Below are 16,329 nucleotides of genomic sequence, written 5' to 3' on the forward strand. Positions count from 1 at the left end.
GTGATTTCCATGAAAACCGCTTTCTTTGACCATAACAGTACCACCGCGCTTAAATCGCAGGTGTTGGAGGCCATGCTGCCCTGGCTCACACAGCCTAGCGGCAATCCTACCAGCCGTCATGTCTATGGGCGCAATGCGAAAGACGCCATGGACCTGGCCAGAAAGCAGATTGCAGATTGCGTCGGTGTTCAAGCTTCACAAGTGGTATTCACCTCTGGCGGAACAGAAGCCAATAACTTTGCGATCAAGGGCATCACAGCCAACTTGAGCCCTGCGCAATTATTAATCAGCGCCATTGAACATCCCTGTGTCACCCGCCCCGCCCAATCATTGGCCTGGCATGACTGGAAAGTCGCCCAGCTGGCAGTCGATCATCAAGGTGTAATTGACTTGGCGCAAGCGGAGCAAGCCTTAAAAACACGTACAGGCCTGGTGTCTGCCATGCTGGCGAATAATGAAACAGGTGCCATACAGCCGATTGCTGAATTGGCCGCCCTGGCAAAAGCCCACGGGGCGCTACTGCATACTGATGCGGTGCAGGCATTCGGTAAAATTGAAGTGAATATGAGCATCTTAGGCGTACATGCCATGACCATTTCCAGCCACAAAATTGGAGGACCGGTGGGTGTGGGCGCGCTGATTCTGGATAAACGCGTGGATATCGCGCCATTATTACACGGTGGTGGTCAGGAGCGTGGTTTACGCAGTGGCACCGAAAACGTGGCGGGTATTATTGGTTTTGCGCAAGCTTGCCAATTAGCGATGCAGACTTTGGTTAGCCGTCAGGACAACGTGATCAGTTTACGCCGCCAGCTGGAGGCAGGTTTAAAGACAATCGGGGCCAAGATTTTTTCGCCCGATGTTAGGCGCTTACCCAATACCAGTTTTTTTGCCATCTCGAATATTGAAGGTGAAACACTGGTCACTGCGCTCGATAAAGCAGGATTTGCTGTCGCCAGCGGTTCCGCCTGCTCCAGCGACAGCACAGAGCCTAGCCATGTATTGCTGGCAATGGGCATAGAACCAGACCTGGCGCGCGGCGCAGTGCGTGTCAGCTTGAGTGATAGCAATAGCAGTGAAGAAATCACACAGTTTTTAGCAGCGTTGCAACAACAAGTGCAACGACTCAAAGGATTAAGTGCCGTTGCGGCATAAGACTTTTATTGAAAGAGCAAACATGTCTGAAAGAAAGCCGATTTACCTGGACTATTCTGCGACTACACCGGTTGACCCCCGTGTTGCGCAAAAAATGATTCCTTACCTGACCGAAGACTTTGGCAATCCCGCGTCGCGTAGCCATCCGTATGGCTGGACGGCCGAACACGCTGTTGAAAATGCACGTGAAGAGGTTGCCAAACTGGTGAACGCCGATCCGCGCGAAATCGTGTGGACTTCTGGCGCGACCGAGTCCAACAACTTGGCCATCAAGGGTGCTGCCCACTTTTACGCGGGCAGCAAGGGTAAGCACATTATTACTTCTGCCACAGAGCATAAAGCTGTGCTGGACACCGTGCGGGAGCTGGAGCGTGAAGGCTATGAAGCGACTTACCTGCAACCTGAAGCCGATGGCCTGATCTCGCTGGAAAAATTCAAGGCTGCCATTCGTCCGGATACCGTAGTCGCATCCATCATGCTGGTCAACAACGAAATTGGCGTGATTCAGGATATTGAAGCATTGGGTAATGTCTGCCGCGCAAACAATATTATTTTCCATGTGGACGCTGCACAAGCCACTGGTAAAGTGGTGATTGACCTGGAAAAACTGCCGGTGGATTTGATGAGCTTTTCTGCACACAAAACCTACGGCCCCAAAGGCATAGGCGCACTGTATGTCCGCCGCAAGCCACGTATCCGTATCGAAGCACAAATGCACGGCGGTGGTCATGAGCGCGGCATGCGTTCAGGCACCCTGGCAACGCACCAGATTGTGGGCATGGGCGAAGCCTTCCGCATTGCGCGTGAAGAAATGGCGAGTGAAAACGAGCGTATCCGCATGTTGCGTGATCGTTTGCTCAATGGCCTGCTACAAATTGAAGAGACTTATGTGAATGGGGATCTGGATCATCGCGTGCCACACAACCTGAACGTAAGTTTCAACTTTGTGGAAGGTGAGTCACTGATCATGGCGATTAAAGACATTGCCGTGTCTTCAGGCTCTGCCTGTACATCGGCCAGCCTGGAGCCTAGCTACGTTTTGCGTGCGCTGGGCCGTTCAGATGAGTTGGCACATAGCTCAATCCGTTTCAGTATCGGCCGCTTTACGACTGAAGCCGATGTGGACTACACGATTGAGCTATTGAAGAGCAAGATTGGAAAATTGCGTGAACTGTCCCCATTATGGGAGATGTTCAAGGATGGGATTGATTTGTCCAAAGTTGAATGGGCAGAGCATTAAAATTGATCTTTCACCGCCTGGCGGCGTTGTCGGAATGCTTGTTTAGATGAACTAAACGGCACATTCCTCCGCCTTCCCAGACAATGAAATCTTAAATTTTCGAGTGTTTGAAAGTTAATTAAAAATTAAAGCCAAAGCCATGTTGCGAAGGCATTTAATTTCAAGGAGTGTTAAATGGCTTATTCAGATAAAGTGTTAGACCACTACGAAAATCCACGTAACGTGGGTTCCATGGACAAAAATGACCCGAATGTCGGGACCGGCATGGTCGGCGCGCCTGCGTGTGGTGACGTCATGAAGCTGCAAATCAAAGTGAACGATGCAGGCGTGATTGAAGATGCCAAGTTCAAGACTTATGGCTGCGGCTCTGCAATTGCTTCGAGCTCCCTGGTCACCGAATGGCTGAAAGGCAAAACGCTGGATCAGGCACAAGAGATCAAAAACTCTGCGATTGCAGAAGAGCTGGCGCTGCCACCAGTTAAAATCCACTGCTCCGTCTTGGCTGAAGATGCCATCAAATCTGCCATTGCGGACTTGAAATCCAAACAAGGTCATTAACATGGCAATTACGCTGACTGAAACCGCTGCCAACCGCGTTGAGAAGTTTCTTGCCAACCGTGGCAAGGGTGTCGGCTTGCGCCTGGGGGTGAAAACCACCGGCTGTTCGGGCATGGCTTATACGCTGGAATTCGTGGATGAGCTACTGCCGGAAGATGTGACCTTTGAAAGTCACGGTATCAAAGTCATTGTGGACCCGAAAAGCCTGGTGTATATCGATGGCACCGAGCTGGACTTCACCAAGGAAGGCTTGAACGAAGGCTTCAAGTTCAACAACCCGAACGTGAAGGACGAGTGTGGCTGCGGAGAATCCTTTACCGTCTAAGCTGGTCAGAGGACGTGATTCTTGCCCTCTTTCAGTTTTCTTTAAAAGTATGCAAAACTACTTCGCATTGTTTCAACTACCGCAGCAATTTGAGTTAGACATGGCTCAACTGGATAACCAGTACCGTAAATTGCAGGCTGAAGTGCATCCCGATAAATTTGTGAATGCTTCGCCTGCTGAACGCATGCAGTCCATGCAGATGGCCACACTCGCAAATGAAGCCTATCAGACATTAAAACAGCCTACCTCCCGTGCTCGTTATCTGTTGCAGTTGCAGAACATTGCTACCGATGAAGAAAACAACACCGCCATGCCCGCTGACTTTTTGATGGCCCAGATGGAATGGCGCGAAGCGATGGACGATGCCAGGGTTAGCAAGGATATTTCTGCACTGGACGCCTTATTGAAAGAGATGCGCACCCAGGCTAAAACCTTGCAGGGGCAAGTAGCCAATCAGATTGAGTCAGCACCAGCCCAGGCTGCACTCACCGTACGCAAGCTGCGTTTTATTGATAAAGTGAGTGAAGATGTGAATCAACTAATCGCTCAGTTGGAAGATTAGTTTCATGGCCTTATTACAGATTTCTGAACCCGGACAATCCCCAGCCCCACATCAGCATAAACTGGCAGTTGGTATTGATCTAGGCACAACAAACTCCCTAGTCGCCACTGTGCGCAGCGGCATGAGTACAGTGTTGCATGACGAACATGGTCATGCATTGCTGCCTTCTGTTGTGCGTTACCTCAATGACGCCGTGATTGTCGGTCACGAGGCGCAGGCTGCGCAAAGCCAGGATCCAGTGAATACCATCGTGTCGGTCAAACGCTTTATGGGGCGTGCATTGCATGACATCACCGATAGAGCGCATATCCCATACCACTTTGTTGAAAATGACAGTTCACAAGGCATGCTGGAACTCAAAACCCGCGCAGGGTTGAAAAGCCCAGTGGAGATTTCTGCCGAAATCCTCAAAACACTCAAAGCCCGTGCCGAAAAAGCTTTGGGCGGTGAACTCACGGGGGCCGTCATTACCGTCCCCGCCTATTTTGACGATGCCCAGCGCCAGGCCACCAAAGATGCTGCACGCCTAGCAGGGTTGCATGTATTGCGCCTGCTCAATGAGCCGACGGCAGCGGCGGTCGCCTATGGGCTGGATAATGCCGCCGAAGGCGTCTATGTCATTTACGACCTGGGCGGTGGCACCTTTGATATTTCTATCTTACGCTTGAGCAAAGGCGTGTTTGAAGTACTGGCCACCAATGGCGACTCAGCCCTGGGGGGGGATGACTTCGATCATCGCATTTACTGCTGGGTGCTGGACCAGGTACGCAGCAAAACCAAAGATTTTAAACCGCTTACTGAAGAAGACACGCGCCTGCTGTTGACCAAGTCACGCCAGGCCAAAGAATGGCTGACCGATAACCACGAAGCCAATATTGTCTGCAAATTGAGTAATGGTGTATTGGTCGATGAAACACTAACGGTGAATCAATTCGTCACGCTGACGGAACACCTGGTCATCAAAACATTAAGTCCTACGCGCAAAGCGATGCGTGATGCAGGCTTAACCTCTACAGACATTAATGGCGTGGTGCTGGTAGGCGGCGCGACCCGTATGCCGCATATCCGCCATGCGGTACAAGCCTTTTTTGAGCAGGAGCCGCTGACCAACCTGGATCCTGACAAAGTCGTCGCCCTGGGGGCAGCGATACAGGCGAATGTGCTGGCAGGCAACCGCAGTGACGATGAGTTATTGTTGCTGGATGTCACCCCGCTTTCACTGGGTCTGGAAACCATGGGTGGACTAGTCGAAAAAGTCATTCCTCGCAACTCGACGTTGCCGATTGCACGTGCACAGGATTTCACCACTTACAAGGATGGCCAGACCGCCATGGCCATTCATGTGGTTCAGGGCGAGCGTGAACTGGTCAGTGACTGCCGCTCGCTGGCACGCTTTGAACTGCGTGGCATTCCACCGATGGCAGCTGGCGCAGCGCGTATCCGTGTCACCTTCCAGGTGGATGCAGACGGGCTGCTATCAGTCAGTGCACGCGAGCAAACCAGCGGTATTGAAGCCAACATCACCGTCAAGCCATCTTATGGCCTCAGTGAAGACCAGATTACGGGCATGCTAAAAGATTCGTTTGGTGCTGCTGAGAGTGACAAACAAGCCCGTATGCTGCGTGAAGCGGTGGTCGATGCACAACGCCTGGTCGAAGCGATTCAGGCAGCCTTGGCAGAAGATGGTGAGACGCTGCTCTCTGCAGATGAACGACACCAGATACAAACTCATATCGACGCTTTATTGACTTTATGCCAAGGCGACGATAGCCACGCCGTCAACCAGGCGACTGAAGCGTTAAACCATGCCACCGAGGCATTTGCTGCCAAGCGCATGGATGCTTCAGTACAAAAAGCCCTTACCGGTAAAAACCTGGATTCACTGGAACTTTGATATGCCAAAAATAACTATCTTACCTCATGCTGAAATCTGTCCAGAAGGAGCGGTGATTGAAGCAGATCAAGGTACCTCTATATGTGATGCCTTGCTTAAGCATGATATTGATATTGATAATGCCTGTGGTGGGGTATGCGCTTGTACCACCTGCCATGTGATTGTGCGGGAAGGCTTTAACAGCCTGAACGAAATCGAAGAAGATGAAGAGGATATGCTGGATCGTGCCTGGGGCTTGCAGCCGCAGTCCCGTTTATCTTGCCAGGCTATCATGCAAGAGACTGACGTCACCGTTGAAATTCCCAAATACAGCATCAACCTTGCCAAAGAAGGTCATCACTGACCTCACTTCTCTTTACCATAAAAAAGCCGATGCATTGCATCGGCTTTTTATTTACTGAATCACTGCTTTATCCAACGAAGGTCTCTTCCAGGAAGTTTACTTTGCCTGTCGCAATATCATAGATGGCACCCACAATACCGATCTGCTTGGTTTGCAACATATCATCGACAATATCACTGCAACGGATAATCGTATCAATTTGGTATTTCACGTTCAGTGTGCCAATTTTCTCAACAAAATCAGCATTCTTTGAATTACGATGATCCGGGTCAGCCACGGTTTTTTCATGACGGATGGAAGGCTTGATCAGGTTGATAATTTCACCAATATGCCCATCCTTAAAGTCATCACATGCTGCTTTCACTGCACCGCAGGACGTATGCCCCATAACCACAATCAGTTTGCTACCCAGGTATTTGCTGGCAAATTCCAGGCTACCAATCGCCTTATCAGACGCAATATTACCCGCCAGGCGGACACTGAAAATATCGCCAAGTGCCTGGTCAAACAATAGCTCTACAGGGGCACGAGAGTCACTGCAACTCAAGAAAGAGGCAAACGGGTGTTGTTTGTCCTTGGTAATCTGGATCAGCGTCTGGAAATCTTTATCCTCTTCACGGTCACTCGTAAAACGGCGGTTGCCTTCGATCAAAATATCCAGTGCTTCACGCGCGGTCATTTTGTCGCGGTCCAGTAACGGGTGTTTGTACATATTACGTATCCTCTATCAAATAATTATGGTGACGCTTGTTATGAGGCTAATGCCCCAGTAGATGTTTGGGCGGATTGTATTGTATGGTTTCCACCTCAATATTTTTTAATTTGGCATGTTGCTGATAATCATGGATAAACTCGACGACATCATAGGCAATGGATTTGCTGTTAGTACAATCAATTACGACCTTGCTGTTGGCCGGAATGCCTTCCAGCACCTCTAGAATGCTGGCCTTGTTAAAGAAGGAAACTTCTTCCGCCAGCACTAAGTGGAATACTTCCCTGCCCTCTACGCTTGAACGAGTCTGCTTGATGTAATGTGAGTTACGGTAGCTGTGGTGCAAGGTGAAGAAAACAGCCACCACCAGACCCAAGCCAATACCTGTCAGCAAGTCAGTCAATATAATGGCGATGATCGTCACAATAAAAGGGACAAACTGCTCCCAGCCCAGTGCATACATTTGCTTGAACAGGCTGGGTTTTGCCAATTTGTAACCCACCATAATTAGAATGGTCGCCAGGCTTGCTAATGGGATCATGTTAAGAAAACTGGCGATGGTCAATGCACTCAGCAACAACCAGAAACCATGCAATACCGCTGATAGTTTGGTTTGTGCTCCAAACGTGATATTCGCACTACTACGTACAATCACCTGGGTGATTGGCAAGCCGCCAATCAGGCCTGACACCATATTGCCCAGACCCTGTGCCTTAAGCTCACGATTAGTTGGCGTCACACGTTTCAATGGATCGAGTTTATCCGTTGCTTCTACGCACAACAGGGTTTCGAGGCTGGCAACAATGGCCATCACCAGTGCAGTCTTAATGACTAACGGCTGTGCAATCTGGCTAAAGTCAGGATGGGTAAAGAAACTGGCAAAATCACCCAGGCTTTTCGCCACTGGCAAACTGACAATCTGGTCCGGATTTAGTGTGAAATCCAGCCAACGATTGGCAAAAGCCCAGTTTAAGGCAATGCCAACCAACACCACCACAATCGGTCCTTGCAACAGCTGGAATATTCTATGTTTCTTGGTCAGCACCGTGTCCCATAGAATCAAGATCGCAAAAGACACCGCTGCAATCAGGATAGCGCCTGGCGTTAACAAATCCCAAGCCTGCAAGATATCGCTAAACGTGTTGTGACCACCGGCTTCTTCAAACGCTTCATCCCCTTCAAAGTCGGCATCGTAGCCAAAGGCATGAGGAATCTGCTTCAGGATAATCAGCAGCCCAATACCCGTCAGCATGCCTTTAATGACTGAAGAAGGCACAAAATAGGCAATGAAACCTGCCTTGAACTGTCCCAGCAAAAACTGGAAAACGCCTGCCAGCACAACGGCTGCCAGAAAAGTTTCGTAAGAACCCAGATTGCTAATTGCTGCCAGCACAATCACAGCCAGGCCAGCCGCCGGGCCACTCACCCCCAACTGCGAGCCACTGACCAGACCAACGACAACACCCCCGATAATGCCGGAAATCACACCGGAAAATAGCGGTGCGCCCGATGCCAGCGCAATCCCCAAACAAAGTGGTAGTGCCACAAAAAATACAACAATAGAGGCTGGCAAGTCTCTATTAATGTGCTTGAACAAGTCTAGCGGTCCGGACGCTGGGACGGAGGTTGACATGATGTGTATCCTTCACAAACTTAAGTTAATTTTTATTTTAATAATACACAAAACCCCGCAATCCTGCGGGGTTATGGTCTATCGTACATCTTCTAATCGTTATTCGTAGGGGCAATGTACGGGCGCTTACCGATAAAGTTTAAGCGCATTTGCTGGTGCTTGTCGTAGCCTTTTTCCGGGCTGTCGGTGACAATCCCTGCCCCCACCCATTTTTCATCCTGACTTTGCTTAGCAGTCGGGATTTTGGAATAAGGACGCTTGCCTAACGAATGGTTGTGCTGCATCTGGTTAATGGATGGTTCTTGGTCTAGTGATTCTTCTGCATGGGCAGAAGCCATTAAACCAAATGTCACCAAGAGTGCCAATAATAATTTGCTCATTTTTCGCTCCTTCATCATTTATTTGTATACATCTTTCCAGATGTAAACTGATTATGTCGCATGAACCTTACTCAACGCTGACTAGTAAGCCCGCTTGCCCAGGGAGTGCATTTTCAAGGTTTGCTGGTGGTTAGTATTGTCCACTCTCAGCGTGGCACCCACCCAAGCCTGCTCAGCATCAGTTTTAGCTACCAAAGGTTGTTGATACGGACGTTTGCCCAGAAAATGTACATGATGTATGTTGTGAACACCGTCACCGGAATTGGTTTCAGCCGATTGTGCTGGCAATACCCAGGCAAAACCCAAGATCATTGTGACAACAGCAGATACTTTACGCATATTCTTTCTCCTTCATGGTTAATCAATCTATTTACTCGCTTCAGTGAATCTTGATGCATTCACGATGGTTTGCATTTTGCCCGGCTTCTGGCAACAAAAAATCTCCCGATATAGGTAGTTCGGTATATACTAAACGGCATATGCCAAATGAGAGTCCATCCCCGCCCACAGAAAGCGCGTTTGCCTTACGCAACGCGTTGAAACAAACACAAGTGCAAATCGCTCATGAAAGGTTGTTTGAGGGATTCGGGCAAAGGCTGTTCACGAGTGGATGGTCTGAAGAGCTGCTGCAATGGCTGTTAGACGAGATGTGCATGCAATTTGGTGCCCCACATGGCTTGATCAGCCAGCAACATGCAGGTGCGCTCAAGATACTGGCGCAGCGTGGCAAAACCTTTCCCATAGGTGCGCGCGTGCCCATGCTGGGAGCGCTGGCAATGTGGCTCAAAGAACCCATCCATTTCGAAGTGCATAGCCAATTCGTCCCCAGCCTGTGGACGATACAGGGCAATACAGAGCCAGCACTGCACTGCTATCACTTGCCGATTGCCTGCCAGCAACGCGCGGTAGGATTGCTTGGCCTCATAACAAGCAACTCTTTAAACGCGAACAGCCTGCAAGTGTTGCACAGTATCTGCGGTTTGCTGGGCTTTGCCTTGCGCGGTCAGACTCAAACTGCAGCCGCAATTGATGACAGCTACCTGCAAAAACTCACGCCTCGCGAGCGCGAAGTGTTTGCCCTGCTGCCTTCCGGCGCCAGCAATGCATTATTAGCAGAGAAACTGGGCATTTCACCAGGCACAGTCAAGATTCATATCGAACGGATTCTAAGCAAACTGGACCTGAATGACCGTACCCAGGCTGCAGTCAAGGCTGTGGAAGCTGGATTCAAAAGTGACGGCTTATAATCGTGAAAGCCTTATTGCATGCCATCCACAATCTCTCCAGCCGCATGGATCACCTGTGGCAGGACTTATCATTGACCATCAAAGGCATTGTGCTCAATGCACTGCCCTTGACTGTACTGCTGGCTTCGCTTGCGCTTATTTTTGAGAGTGAACAACAGGCAGCCTTGCTGGAAAGGCGCGTGCAAAATGCGCTACAAATCCAGCAAGATATCCAGACCCTGCAAACCCTGTTACTGGAAGCATCTACCGGGGTGCGTGATTTTCTGCTGACGGGTAACCGCCAGTTTCTGGCGGGCTATGAAAGTGCTAAGCAAAGCATGCCTGAGCTGCTTGATTCTCTGGAACATAACCTGGATGATCAGTCACAACAGCAACTGTTACAGGTAATTCACCCCCTGGTCGCCAAAAACCTGGATGACCTGGCTGCCCTCGCCAGCCACAGAAAAGAAAAAGCTGACGAAGCCCTGATCGAAAAATTCAGTTCACAGGGCAATGCGTTAAATGAACTGAGGGCTCATCTGGAACGAATGAGCCAGCGCGAATCGGCGATTGTCGAGCAGGATAAAAAAGAAGTCGTTTACGAACGAAAGCGTAATTTACGCATCACGCTGATGGCTGTGATTGCCGGTGTGCTGGGTTCACTGATTGGCGTCTGGATATTCAGCCAGACCATTGTCGCCCGGGTGCGGACCATACGTGACAGTGCTATCCACCTGGTCAAAGGGGAACCATTGGCGTTACCCAGCATCAGCCGTGATGAACTTGGCGAACTCACGAGTGAGCTGGAACATGCCTCGCAACTCCTGACCCAGAGTGCACAAGAAGCCCACCAGGCGCGCGTAGAAGCCGAAGAAGCCAGCGCCGCAAAAAGTAATTTTTTGTCTCGCACCAGCCACGAATTGCGTACCCCTCTCAATGCCATCCTCGGATTTGCGCAAATTCTCGAAAATGACTTGCCGGAAGGGCGGCAAAAAGACAGTGCGACGCTGATACATAACGCGGGGCAACACTTACTGAAGCTGATTAATGAAGTGCTGGATATTTCGCGTATTGAAAGCGGCGATATCAGCATGTCGATGGAAGTCATCGCCCTGAATAACTTGCTAGAAGAGGCTTACCACTATTTAAAACCTTTGGAAAAGCTGCGGGACATCACCATAGAAACACATTTTGAATCCGCATTGACCGTGCGCGCGGACAGGCAACGGCTGTTACAAGTCATTCTGAACCTGCTGGCTAACGCCTTGAAATACGGCCCGGAAAATACCAGTGTGGCCTTCAGTGCTTACCGCCATCACGGCAACATCCGTGTCGATGTGCAAGACCAGGGACCAGGCATCCCGGCAGACTTACGTTCCCGCTTGTTCACGCCTTTTGACCGGCTGGGCGCTGAGCGCACAGTGACAGAAGGCACCGGCTTGGGCCTGGTGCTCAGTAAACAGTTAATGGATGCCATGGGTGGCCAGATTGGAGTGGCAGAGGATAAAAGCCTGTTCTGGATCAGCTTGCCTGAGGCAAAGCAAAAGGCCACGGTGCCTGCCACCAAACAAGCGGCGGCCATTGATGCTTTACCACACAGCACCTCTGCCACTTCGCCAGTCGCAAAACGCCATGTGCTGTATGTGGAAGACAATCAGAGCAACCAGGCACTGATTGAAGCGATCATCAGCAAACACAGACATCTCAAGTTACACCTGGCCGCCAGCTTGCAGGAAAGCATGATCTGGTTACGCGATATGCAACCGGATTTATTGTTGTTGGACCTTAACTTGCCCGATGGCTCGGGTGAGACACTGATCAAACATATCCAGGCCAGCCGAAAGGACTTGCAACAGATTCCGATATTGATATTGAGTGCCGACGCCCTGCCGGAAACGATACAACGGCTAAATGCCTTGGGAATTACCCATTACTTCACCAAGCCATTGAATGTCGCCGCATTCAACCAGTTACTATTAAAATTATTGCCAGAATAAAATTCTGAGAGCTACCGACATGAATATCGAACAACTACGCGCTTCCAAAATTTTAATCATTGATGATGCCGAAGCAAACCTGAGGCTGCTGGAAGAGCTGCTGACCAAGGAAGGCTTTGAACAAGTCATCAGCACCACAGACCCGACCAAAACCATGGACCTGGTCAGCGCCTTCCAGCCTGACCTCATTTTGCTCGACTTAATGATGCCGGTACTGGATGGCTTTGCAGTCTTGGACCAGCTCTCGCATCATCTGGGTCAGAATGAATACCTGCCTGTGCTGGTACTCACAGCAGATGCTACCATCGCGACTCGCCGCAAGGCCTTGGCATTGGGTGCAAAAGACTTTTTAACCAAGCCTTTTGACCCAATGGAAGCCATGTTGCGTGTCTGGATATTGCTTGAGACTCGCTGGTTGTTTACCCAGCTCAAACAGCATCAACCCAACTTGCAATTACCAGGCTACTCAAGCTGATATTTTACTCGTTTGCCAAAGGGGCAAGGTAAGCGCGTTTGCTCGCAAACTGCAAACTCGTTTGCGCACGCTGTGCCTGCAAATGAGTATCTTTTTTCAAACTGGCGCCCTCCCATGCCTGATCTGCATTTGCAGCAGACTGCTCAAGCAGCGGTCTTTTCGCAACATTTTGCGTAACAACAGCCTGATCCGCCATGGCAGATCCAGCAAATGACAATGTAACCAAACCAATTACACCAACTAATTTCACTGTTTTCATCGTAATCTCCTTTAATTGACACTTCGTTGTTGCCGCCCTGTTGAGACGGATTTCATGGTGTTCACTGTAGCGCACTTGTCTTACATGAGACTTTCACAAAGCTTTCACAAAGCTTTCACCAAGCTGAACGTGTTTTCAAATCACTTTTAACAATACCCTCTCAGCCTTAAACCCCGTTTTACATGAGGCGTTTTTCAATCTACTTGCATTCCAACGCATTCAATTTGCATCTTTTTTTGTGCCAACTTTCGGTCATTAGAATGACTATTAGCCTCAAATTTGCACAAGAAATCCATTAACCTGCCCATCGTTGTCGCTTCAAATACTCATGGAAAATCTGGGTTAAAAACAGGTGAATATATCTGTTGAGGCCTCAATAAATGGACAAGGGATACTTTAAAAACCTGGCAAACGCTACAATATTAAATTGAGCCTTTAATCACCCACTGACATGCAATTTTTATCTCATACCTCCACCGCCAGATTGCCCACCCAGTTTGGTGAATTCGATATCCATGTATTCACTGACAGCCGCAATGGTTTGGAGCATGTCGCCCTGGCTTATGGAAAATTGCAAGGTGCCACCGACCCGCTGGTCAGGGTGCACTCAGAGTGCCTGACTGGAGATGTATTCGGCTCTACGCGTTGCGATTGTGGTGAACAACTGCACCATGCCCAGCGCCTGATCCACGAAACTGGCCAGGGCTTGATCCTCTACTTGAAAAACCATGAAGGGCGCGGCATAGGCCTCAGCAATAAAATGCTTGCTTACGCCCTGCAAGACCAAGGCATGGATACCGTAGAAGCCAATGTCGCCCTGGGCTTGCCAATAGATGCGCGCACTTACGAAAGCGCAGCAGACATGCTGCGCTACTTCGAGATTAATAGCATCCGCCTGCTTTCCAACAACCAGGAAAAACGAACTGCTTTGCAGTCTTTCGGTATTACGATTAATCAGCAAGTCCCTTTATTGACCATGCCTACCACGGAAAATCTCAAGTATTTGCAAACCAAGTCAGTCAAGCTCGGGCACCTGATTCCAGACTTGTGATTAGCCACTCATCGCCTCATAAATAAAGGTTATAAGCCATTCACCAAATGTTATAACCCGCTCCTTGCGTCGGAGTTATACTGCTTTTTCCAATAATCATAAGCAGGAGAGCGACGAGATGAAGCAAGAGACCCTATCTATCCATGGCGGCTATGAACCTGATCCCACCACCAAAGCAGTGGCAGTGCCTATTTATCAAACGACCTCTTATGCGTTTGACAATACCCAACATGGCGCAGACCTGTTTGACCTCAAGGTACAGGGCAATATTTACACCCGCATTATGAACCCGACCACTGCGGTTCTTGAGGAGAGAATTGCTCAACTGGAAGGCGGCATTGGCGGGCTGGCGCTGGCTTCCGGCATGGCCGCAATTACCTACGCGATTCAAACCATTGCCGAAGCAGGCGACAATATTGTTTCAGTCTCCACGCTCTATGGCGGCACCTATAATCTATTTGCGCATACCCTGCCCAAACAAGGTATAGAAGTCAGGTTCTTTGATTATCGCGACCCGGCCTCTTTAGAAAAACTGATCGACAGCCGCACTAAACTGGTGTTTGCCGAAACCATAGGCAACCCGCTCGGCAATGTGGTCGATCTGGCGGCCATCAGCGCCGCCGCCCATAAACATGGCGTACCGGTGATTGTTGATAACACCGTCGCCACGCCCATTCTGTCGCGTCCATTTGAGCATGGTGTGGATATTGTGGTGCACTCGCTGACCAAATACATCGGCGGCCACGGCAACTCGATCGGCGGTATCATCGTCGATAGCGGCAAATTCCCATGGGGCGAGCACGCTAAGCGCTTCACCAGCCTCAACACCCCTGATCCCAGCTACCATGGCGTCAACTACGTCGAGGCATTAGGCCCCGCCGCCTACATCGCCCGCGCCCGCGTCGTGCCCTTGCGCAACACCGGCGCCGCCATCAGCCCGTTCAACAGCTTCCTTATTCTGCAAGGCCTGGAAACACTTGCACTTAGAATCGAACGCCACAGCACCAACGCACTAGCTGTCGCTACTTACCTGAAAAACCATCCCAAAGTGAAATGGGTCAGATACGCCGGGCTTGAAGACCACCCCGACCATGCACTGGTAAATAAATACCTCAACGGCCACGCCTCAGGCATCTTGTCTTTTGGCGTGCAAGACGGCCGCGAAGGCGGCACCCGTTTTATTGACGCGCTGCAACTGTTCACTCGCCTGGTCAATATTGGCGATGCAAAAAGTCTCGCTTGCCATCCAGCTACCACCACCCATCGTCAACTCAATACAGAAGAGCTGGCACGCGCTGGCGTGAGTGAAGATATGGTCAGGTTATCGGTAGGCATTGAGCATATTGATGATTTGATTGCGGATTTGGAACAGGCGTTGGCGAAGGTCTAATTTAAAGTTGATCCAAAACTAGCCATGTAGTTTTTTTCCACTTTGGGCAACGATTAGAGCACAGAGGAAATGCTTTGCTTTTTCATTTATGAAAGATGATGTCAGCAGAAATCTAAAATTCCAGGTCACCAAAGTAGGGGGAAATATCTTGCCCAAGCTTAAACTCGATGTCATTATATAAATACTATTTCAGTGATTATTTGATATTGTTACTCGTGGACAACAAGTTGCCCACCCTACTCGACTATTAATAAAAACATAAAGATATGCTAGGTACTCATAGAAATAATCGAATATAGAGAATAAGTTCGTTAGGCCGACACTTCTTGGATAAACATGACAGCCTTTGAATACATTGACACAAACAAAGAATGGCTGCTCTCTGGAATAGGGGTAACACTTTTAGTCGCAGTGGGAGTGGCAATCAAAGCACTCTGGAATAAGTACAGGAGTAAAACACAACCGCCGGCGACAAGCATTCCTCTGCCAGCTTTTGACTTAAACGGCTCAACAGCAAAGCTTACAAGAACACCAATCATCGGCGGCGTTCCGCATGGCTTAGTGAAAGCGACAGGCGGAGGAACATTTGAAATGACTGATTGCCTGATTCAAGTAAGTGGTCCAAATGTTGAGTACCCCGCACCGACTGGAGAACTCTCGACTACATCCAACTCCGAGCTTACGCATTCGGCATTGGAGCTTGCTAATCAACTCGAGCAGTTCCAAGCTGAGATCAGCCTGGAACAAGACCAAGCATTCTCAGAAAACAAGCTAGCCGATTTACGTCAGATACACGAAATACAAAATCAAAAATTTAACATGCATCTTCGCAATCGTAGCCTGCAAATTCTTTGCGAAATGCTGCACCGACTACCCCCAATCGAACGTCGTACGTTGCCAGTAGAAATGCGGTGTGGAATCGATGCTGCACTACACGGCAAGCTTACTGGAACACGCCCTGCAGCAGGCCTGGCATCATTTTTTGAGTTGCTTAGTAAACGTCTCCAATAGAAAAATTTATAACGACATGTACTATTGAGTAATGCTTTCGCGCAGCGGCGTAACTAGCGGTTCAAAGCGGACAAAAATACTCCGCATTTCTGCCGGTTAACCTGGGCGTTAGCGGTTA

At 49.5% G+C, this 16,329-nt stretch carries 18 protein-coding genes; 13 read left to right on the forward strand and 5 right to left on the reverse strand.

Annotated features, from left to right (window positions below; all coding sequences use genetic code 11):
• The first annotated feature begins 9 nt into the window (after positions 1-9).
• The 7 genes from ACJ67_RS09325 (at position 10) to fdx (ending at position 6,077) form a co-directional block, all read left to right on the forward strand.
• The gene (locus ACJ67_RS09325; RefSeq protein ID WP_049638835.1) at positions 10-1,155 is read left to right on the forward strand and encodes a cysteine desulfurase family protein; all 1,146 of its coding nucleotides are present in this window, start codon (positions 10-12) and stop codon (positions 1,153-1,155) included.
• 22 nt (positions 1,156-1,177) lie between these two features.
• Positions 1,178-2,395 (forward strand): IscS subfamily cysteine desulfurase, encoded by a 1,218-nt coding sequence (locus tag ACJ67_RS09330; protein ID WP_049638836.1) that lies wholly within the window; start codon positions 1,178-1,180, stop codon positions 2,393-2,395.
• A 174-nt stretch (positions 2,396-2,569) separates the two neighbouring features.
• Complete coding sequence (iscU, locus tag ACJ67_RS09335; protein ID WP_049638837.1) at positions 2,570-2,953, forward strand: Fe-S cluster assembly scaffold IscU; 384 nt, start codon at positions 2,570-2,572, stop codon at positions 2,951-2,953.
• A 1-nt stretch (position 2,954) separates the two neighbouring features.
• Positions 2,955-3,278, forward strand: a complete 324-nt coding sequence (gene iscA, locus ACJ67_RS09340; protein WP_049638838.1) for an iron-sulfur cluster assembly protein IscA — start codon at positions 2,955-2,957, stop codon at positions 3,276-3,278.
• 49 nt (positions 3,279-3,327) lie between these two features.
• A complete protein-coding gene (gene hscB / locus ACJ67_RS09345) occupies positions 3,328-3,840 on the forward strand; it encodes a Fe-S protein assembly co-chaperone HscB (RefSeq protein ID WP_049638839.1) in 513 nt (170 codons plus the stop codon).
• A 4-nt stretch (positions 3,841-3,844) separates the two neighbouring features.
• Complete coding sequence (hscA, locus tag ACJ67_RS09350; protein ID WP_049638840.1) at positions 3,845-5,734, forward strand: Fe-S protein assembly chaperone HscA; 1,890 nt, start codon at positions 3,845-3,847, stop codon at positions 5,732-5,734.
• 1 nt (position 5,735) lies between these two features.
• Positions 5,736-6,077 carry an ISC system 2Fe-2S type ferredoxin gene (gene fdx / locus ACJ67_RS09355; protein ID WP_049638841.1) on the forward strand — a complete coding sequence of 114 codons (342 nt, stop codon included), beginning with the start codon at positions 5,736-5,738 and terminating at the stop codon, positions 6,075-6,077.
• A gap of 67 nt (positions 6,078-6,144) precedes the next feature.
• Here fdx and ACJ67_RS09360 read toward each other — a convergent pair whose 3' ends face one another.
• The 4 genes from ACJ67_RS09360 to ACJ67_RS09375 form a co-directional block, all read right to left on the reverse strand.
• Complete coding sequence (locus ACJ67_RS09360; protein WP_049638842.1) at positions 6,145-6,789, reverse strand: carbonic anhydrase; 645 nt, start codon at positions 6,787-6,789, stop codon at positions 6,145-6,147.
• 46 nt (positions 6,790-6,835) lie between these two features.
• Positions 6,836-8,422: a SulP family inorganic anion transporter gene (locus ACJ67_RS09365; RefSeq protein WP_049638843.1), complete on the reverse strand. Its 1,587-nt coding sequence runs from the start codon at positions 8,420-8,422 to the stop codon at positions 6,836-6,838.
• 92 nt (positions 8,423-8,514) lie between these two features.
• A complete protein-coding gene (locus ACJ67_RS09370) occupies positions 8,515-8,802 on the reverse strand; it encodes a hypothetical protein (RefSeq protein ID WP_049638844.1) in 288 nt (95 codons plus the stop codon).
• A gap of 81 nt (positions 8,803-8,883) precedes the next feature.
• Complete coding sequence (locus ACJ67_RS09375) at positions 8,884-9,141, reverse strand: hypothetical protein (protein ID WP_049638845.1); 258 nt, start codon at positions 9,139-9,141, stop codon at positions 8,884-8,886.
• Between the two features lie 53 nt (positions 9,142-9,194).
• On the opposite strand from ACJ67_RS09375, the gene ACJ67_RS09380 reads away from it, so the two are divergent.
• From ACJ67_RS09380 to ACJ67_RS09390, 3 genes are read left to right on the forward strand one after another with little or no spacing between them, the layout of a single operon-like run.
• Positions 9,195-10,049 carry a LuxR C-terminal-related transcriptional regulator gene (locus tag ACJ67_RS09380; RefSeq protein WP_231587139.1) on the forward strand — a complete coding sequence of 285 codons (855 nt, stop codon included), beginning with the start codon at positions 9,195-9,197 and terminating at the stop codon, positions 10,047-10,049.
• Positions 10,050-10,051: 2 nt separating this feature from the next.
• Positions 10,052-12,025, forward strand: a complete 1,974-nt coding sequence (locus ACJ67_RS09385; protein WP_231587140.1) for an ATP-binding protein — start codon at positions 10,052-10,054, stop codon at positions 12,023-12,025.
• A 19-nt stretch (positions 12,026-12,044) separates the two neighbouring features.
• Positions 12,045-12,500, forward strand: coding sequence for a response regulator (locus tag ACJ67_RS09390; protein ID WP_049638848.1), 456 nt, complete (start codon positions 12,045-12,047; stop codon positions 12,498-12,500).
• Positions 12,501-12,504: 4 nt separating this feature from the next.
• Here ACJ67_RS09390 and ACJ67_RS09395 read toward each other — a convergent pair whose 3' ends face one another.
• Positions 12,505-12,759 (reverse strand): hypothetical protein, encoded by a 255-nt coding sequence (locus ACJ67_RS09395; RefSeq protein WP_049638849.1) that lies wholly within the window; start codon positions 12,757-12,759, stop codon positions 12,505-12,507.
• A gap of 451 nt (positions 12,760-13,210) precedes the next feature.
• Here ACJ67_RS09395 and ribA point away from each other — a divergent pair, with 451 nt between their 5' ends.
• The 3 genes from ribA (at position 13,211) to ACJ67_RS09410 (ending at position 16,211) form a co-directional block, all read left to right on the forward strand.
• The gene (gene ribA / locus ACJ67_RS09400) at positions 13,211-13,810 is read left to right on the forward strand and encodes a GTP cyclohydrolase II (protein WP_049638850.1); all 600 of its coding nucleotides are present in this window, start codon (positions 13,211-13,213) and stop codon (positions 13,808-13,810) included.
• 118 nt (positions 13,811-13,928) lie between these two features.
• The gene (locus ACJ67_RS09405) at positions 13,929-15,200 is read left to right on the forward strand and encodes an O-acetylhomoserine aminocarboxypropyltransferase/cysteine synthase family protein (protein WP_049638851.1); all 1,272 of its coding nucleotides are present in this window, start codon (positions 13,929-13,931) and stop codon (positions 15,198-15,200) included.
• A gap of 336 nt (positions 15,201-15,536) precedes the next feature.
• The gene (locus ACJ67_RS09410) at positions 15,537-16,211 is read left to right on the forward strand and encodes a hypothetical protein (protein ID WP_049638852.1); all 675 of its coding nucleotides are present in this window, start codon (positions 15,537-15,539) and stop codon (positions 16,209-16,211) included.
• Positions 16,212-16,329 lie beyond the last annotated feature (118 nt).

It is taken from the genome of Methylophilus sp. TWE2, assembly GCF_001183865.1.
Lineage (GTDB): Bacteria > Pseudomonadota > Gammaproteobacteria > Burkholderiales > Methylophilaceae > Methylophilus.

Excerpts from the sequence above, each read along its gene's own strand:
- ACJ67_RS09395 (WP_049638849.1), bottom strand. The coding sequence starts at position 12,759 with ATGAAAACAGTGAAATTAGTTGGTGTAATTGGTTTGGTTACATTGTCA.
- ACJ67_RS09330 (WP_049638836.1), top strand. The coding sequence starts at position 1,178 with ATGTCTGAAAGAAAGCCGATTTACCTGGACTATTCTGCGACTACACCG.
- ACJ67_RS09405 (WP_049638851.1), top strand. The coding sequence starts at position 13,929 with ATGAAGCAAGAGACCCTATCTATCCATGGCGGCTATGAACCTGATCCC.
- hscB (WP_049638839.1), top strand. The coding sequence starts at position 3,328 with ATGCAAAACTACTTCGCATTGTTTCAACTACCGCAGCAATTTGAGTTA.
- iscU (WP_049638837.1), top strand. The coding sequence starts at position 2,570 with ATGGCTTATTCAGATAAAGTGTTAGACCACTACGAAAATCCACGTAAC.
- ribA (WP_049638850.1), top strand. The coding sequence starts at position 13,211 with ATGCAATTTTTATCTCATACCTCCACCGCCAGATTGCCCACCCAGTTT.
- ACJ67_RS09380 (WP_231587139.1), top strand. The coding sequence starts at position 9,195 with ATGCATTCACGATGGTTTGCATTTTGCCCGGCTTCTGGCAACAAAAAA.
- ACJ67_RS09375 (WP_049638845.1), bottom strand. The coding sequence starts at position 9,141 with ATGCGTAAAGTATCTGCTGTTGTCACAATGATCTTGGGTTTTGCCTGG.
- hscA (WP_049638840.1), top strand. The coding sequence starts at position 3,845 with ATGGCCTTATTACAGATTTCTGAACCCGGACAATCCCCAGCCCCACAT.
- ACJ67_RS09370 (WP_049638844.1), bottom strand. The coding sequence starts at position 8,802 with ATGAGCAAATTATTATTGGCACTCTTGGTGACATTTGGTTTAATGGCT.
- ACJ67_RS09325 (WP_049638835.1), top strand. The coding sequence starts at position 10 with ATGAAAACCGCTTTCTTTGACCATAACAGTACCACCGCGCTTAAATCG.
- ACJ67_RS09360 (WP_049638842.1), bottom strand. The coding sequence starts at position 6,789 with ATGTACAAACACCCGTTACTGGACCGCGACAAAATGACCGCGCGTGAA.
- ACJ67_RS09390 (WP_049638848.1), top strand. The coding sequence starts at position 12,045 with ATGAATATCGAACAACTACGCGCTTCCAAAATTTTAATCATTGATGAT.
- iscA (WP_049638838.1), top strand. The coding sequence starts at position 2,955 with ATGGCAATTACGCTGACTGAAACCGCTGCCAACCGCGTTGAGAAGTTT.
- ACJ67_RS09365 (WP_049638843.1), bottom strand. The coding sequence starts at position 8,422 with ATGTCAACCTCCGTCCCAGCGTCCGGACCGCTAGACTTGTTCAAGCAC.
- ACJ67_RS09410 (WP_049638852.1), top strand. The coding sequence starts at position 15,537 with ATGACAGCCTTTGAATACATTGACACAAACAAAGAATGGCTGCTCTCT.
- fdx (WP_049638841.1), top strand. The coding sequence starts at position 5,736 with ATGCCAAAAATAACTATCTTACCTCATGCTGAAATCTGTCCAGAAGGA.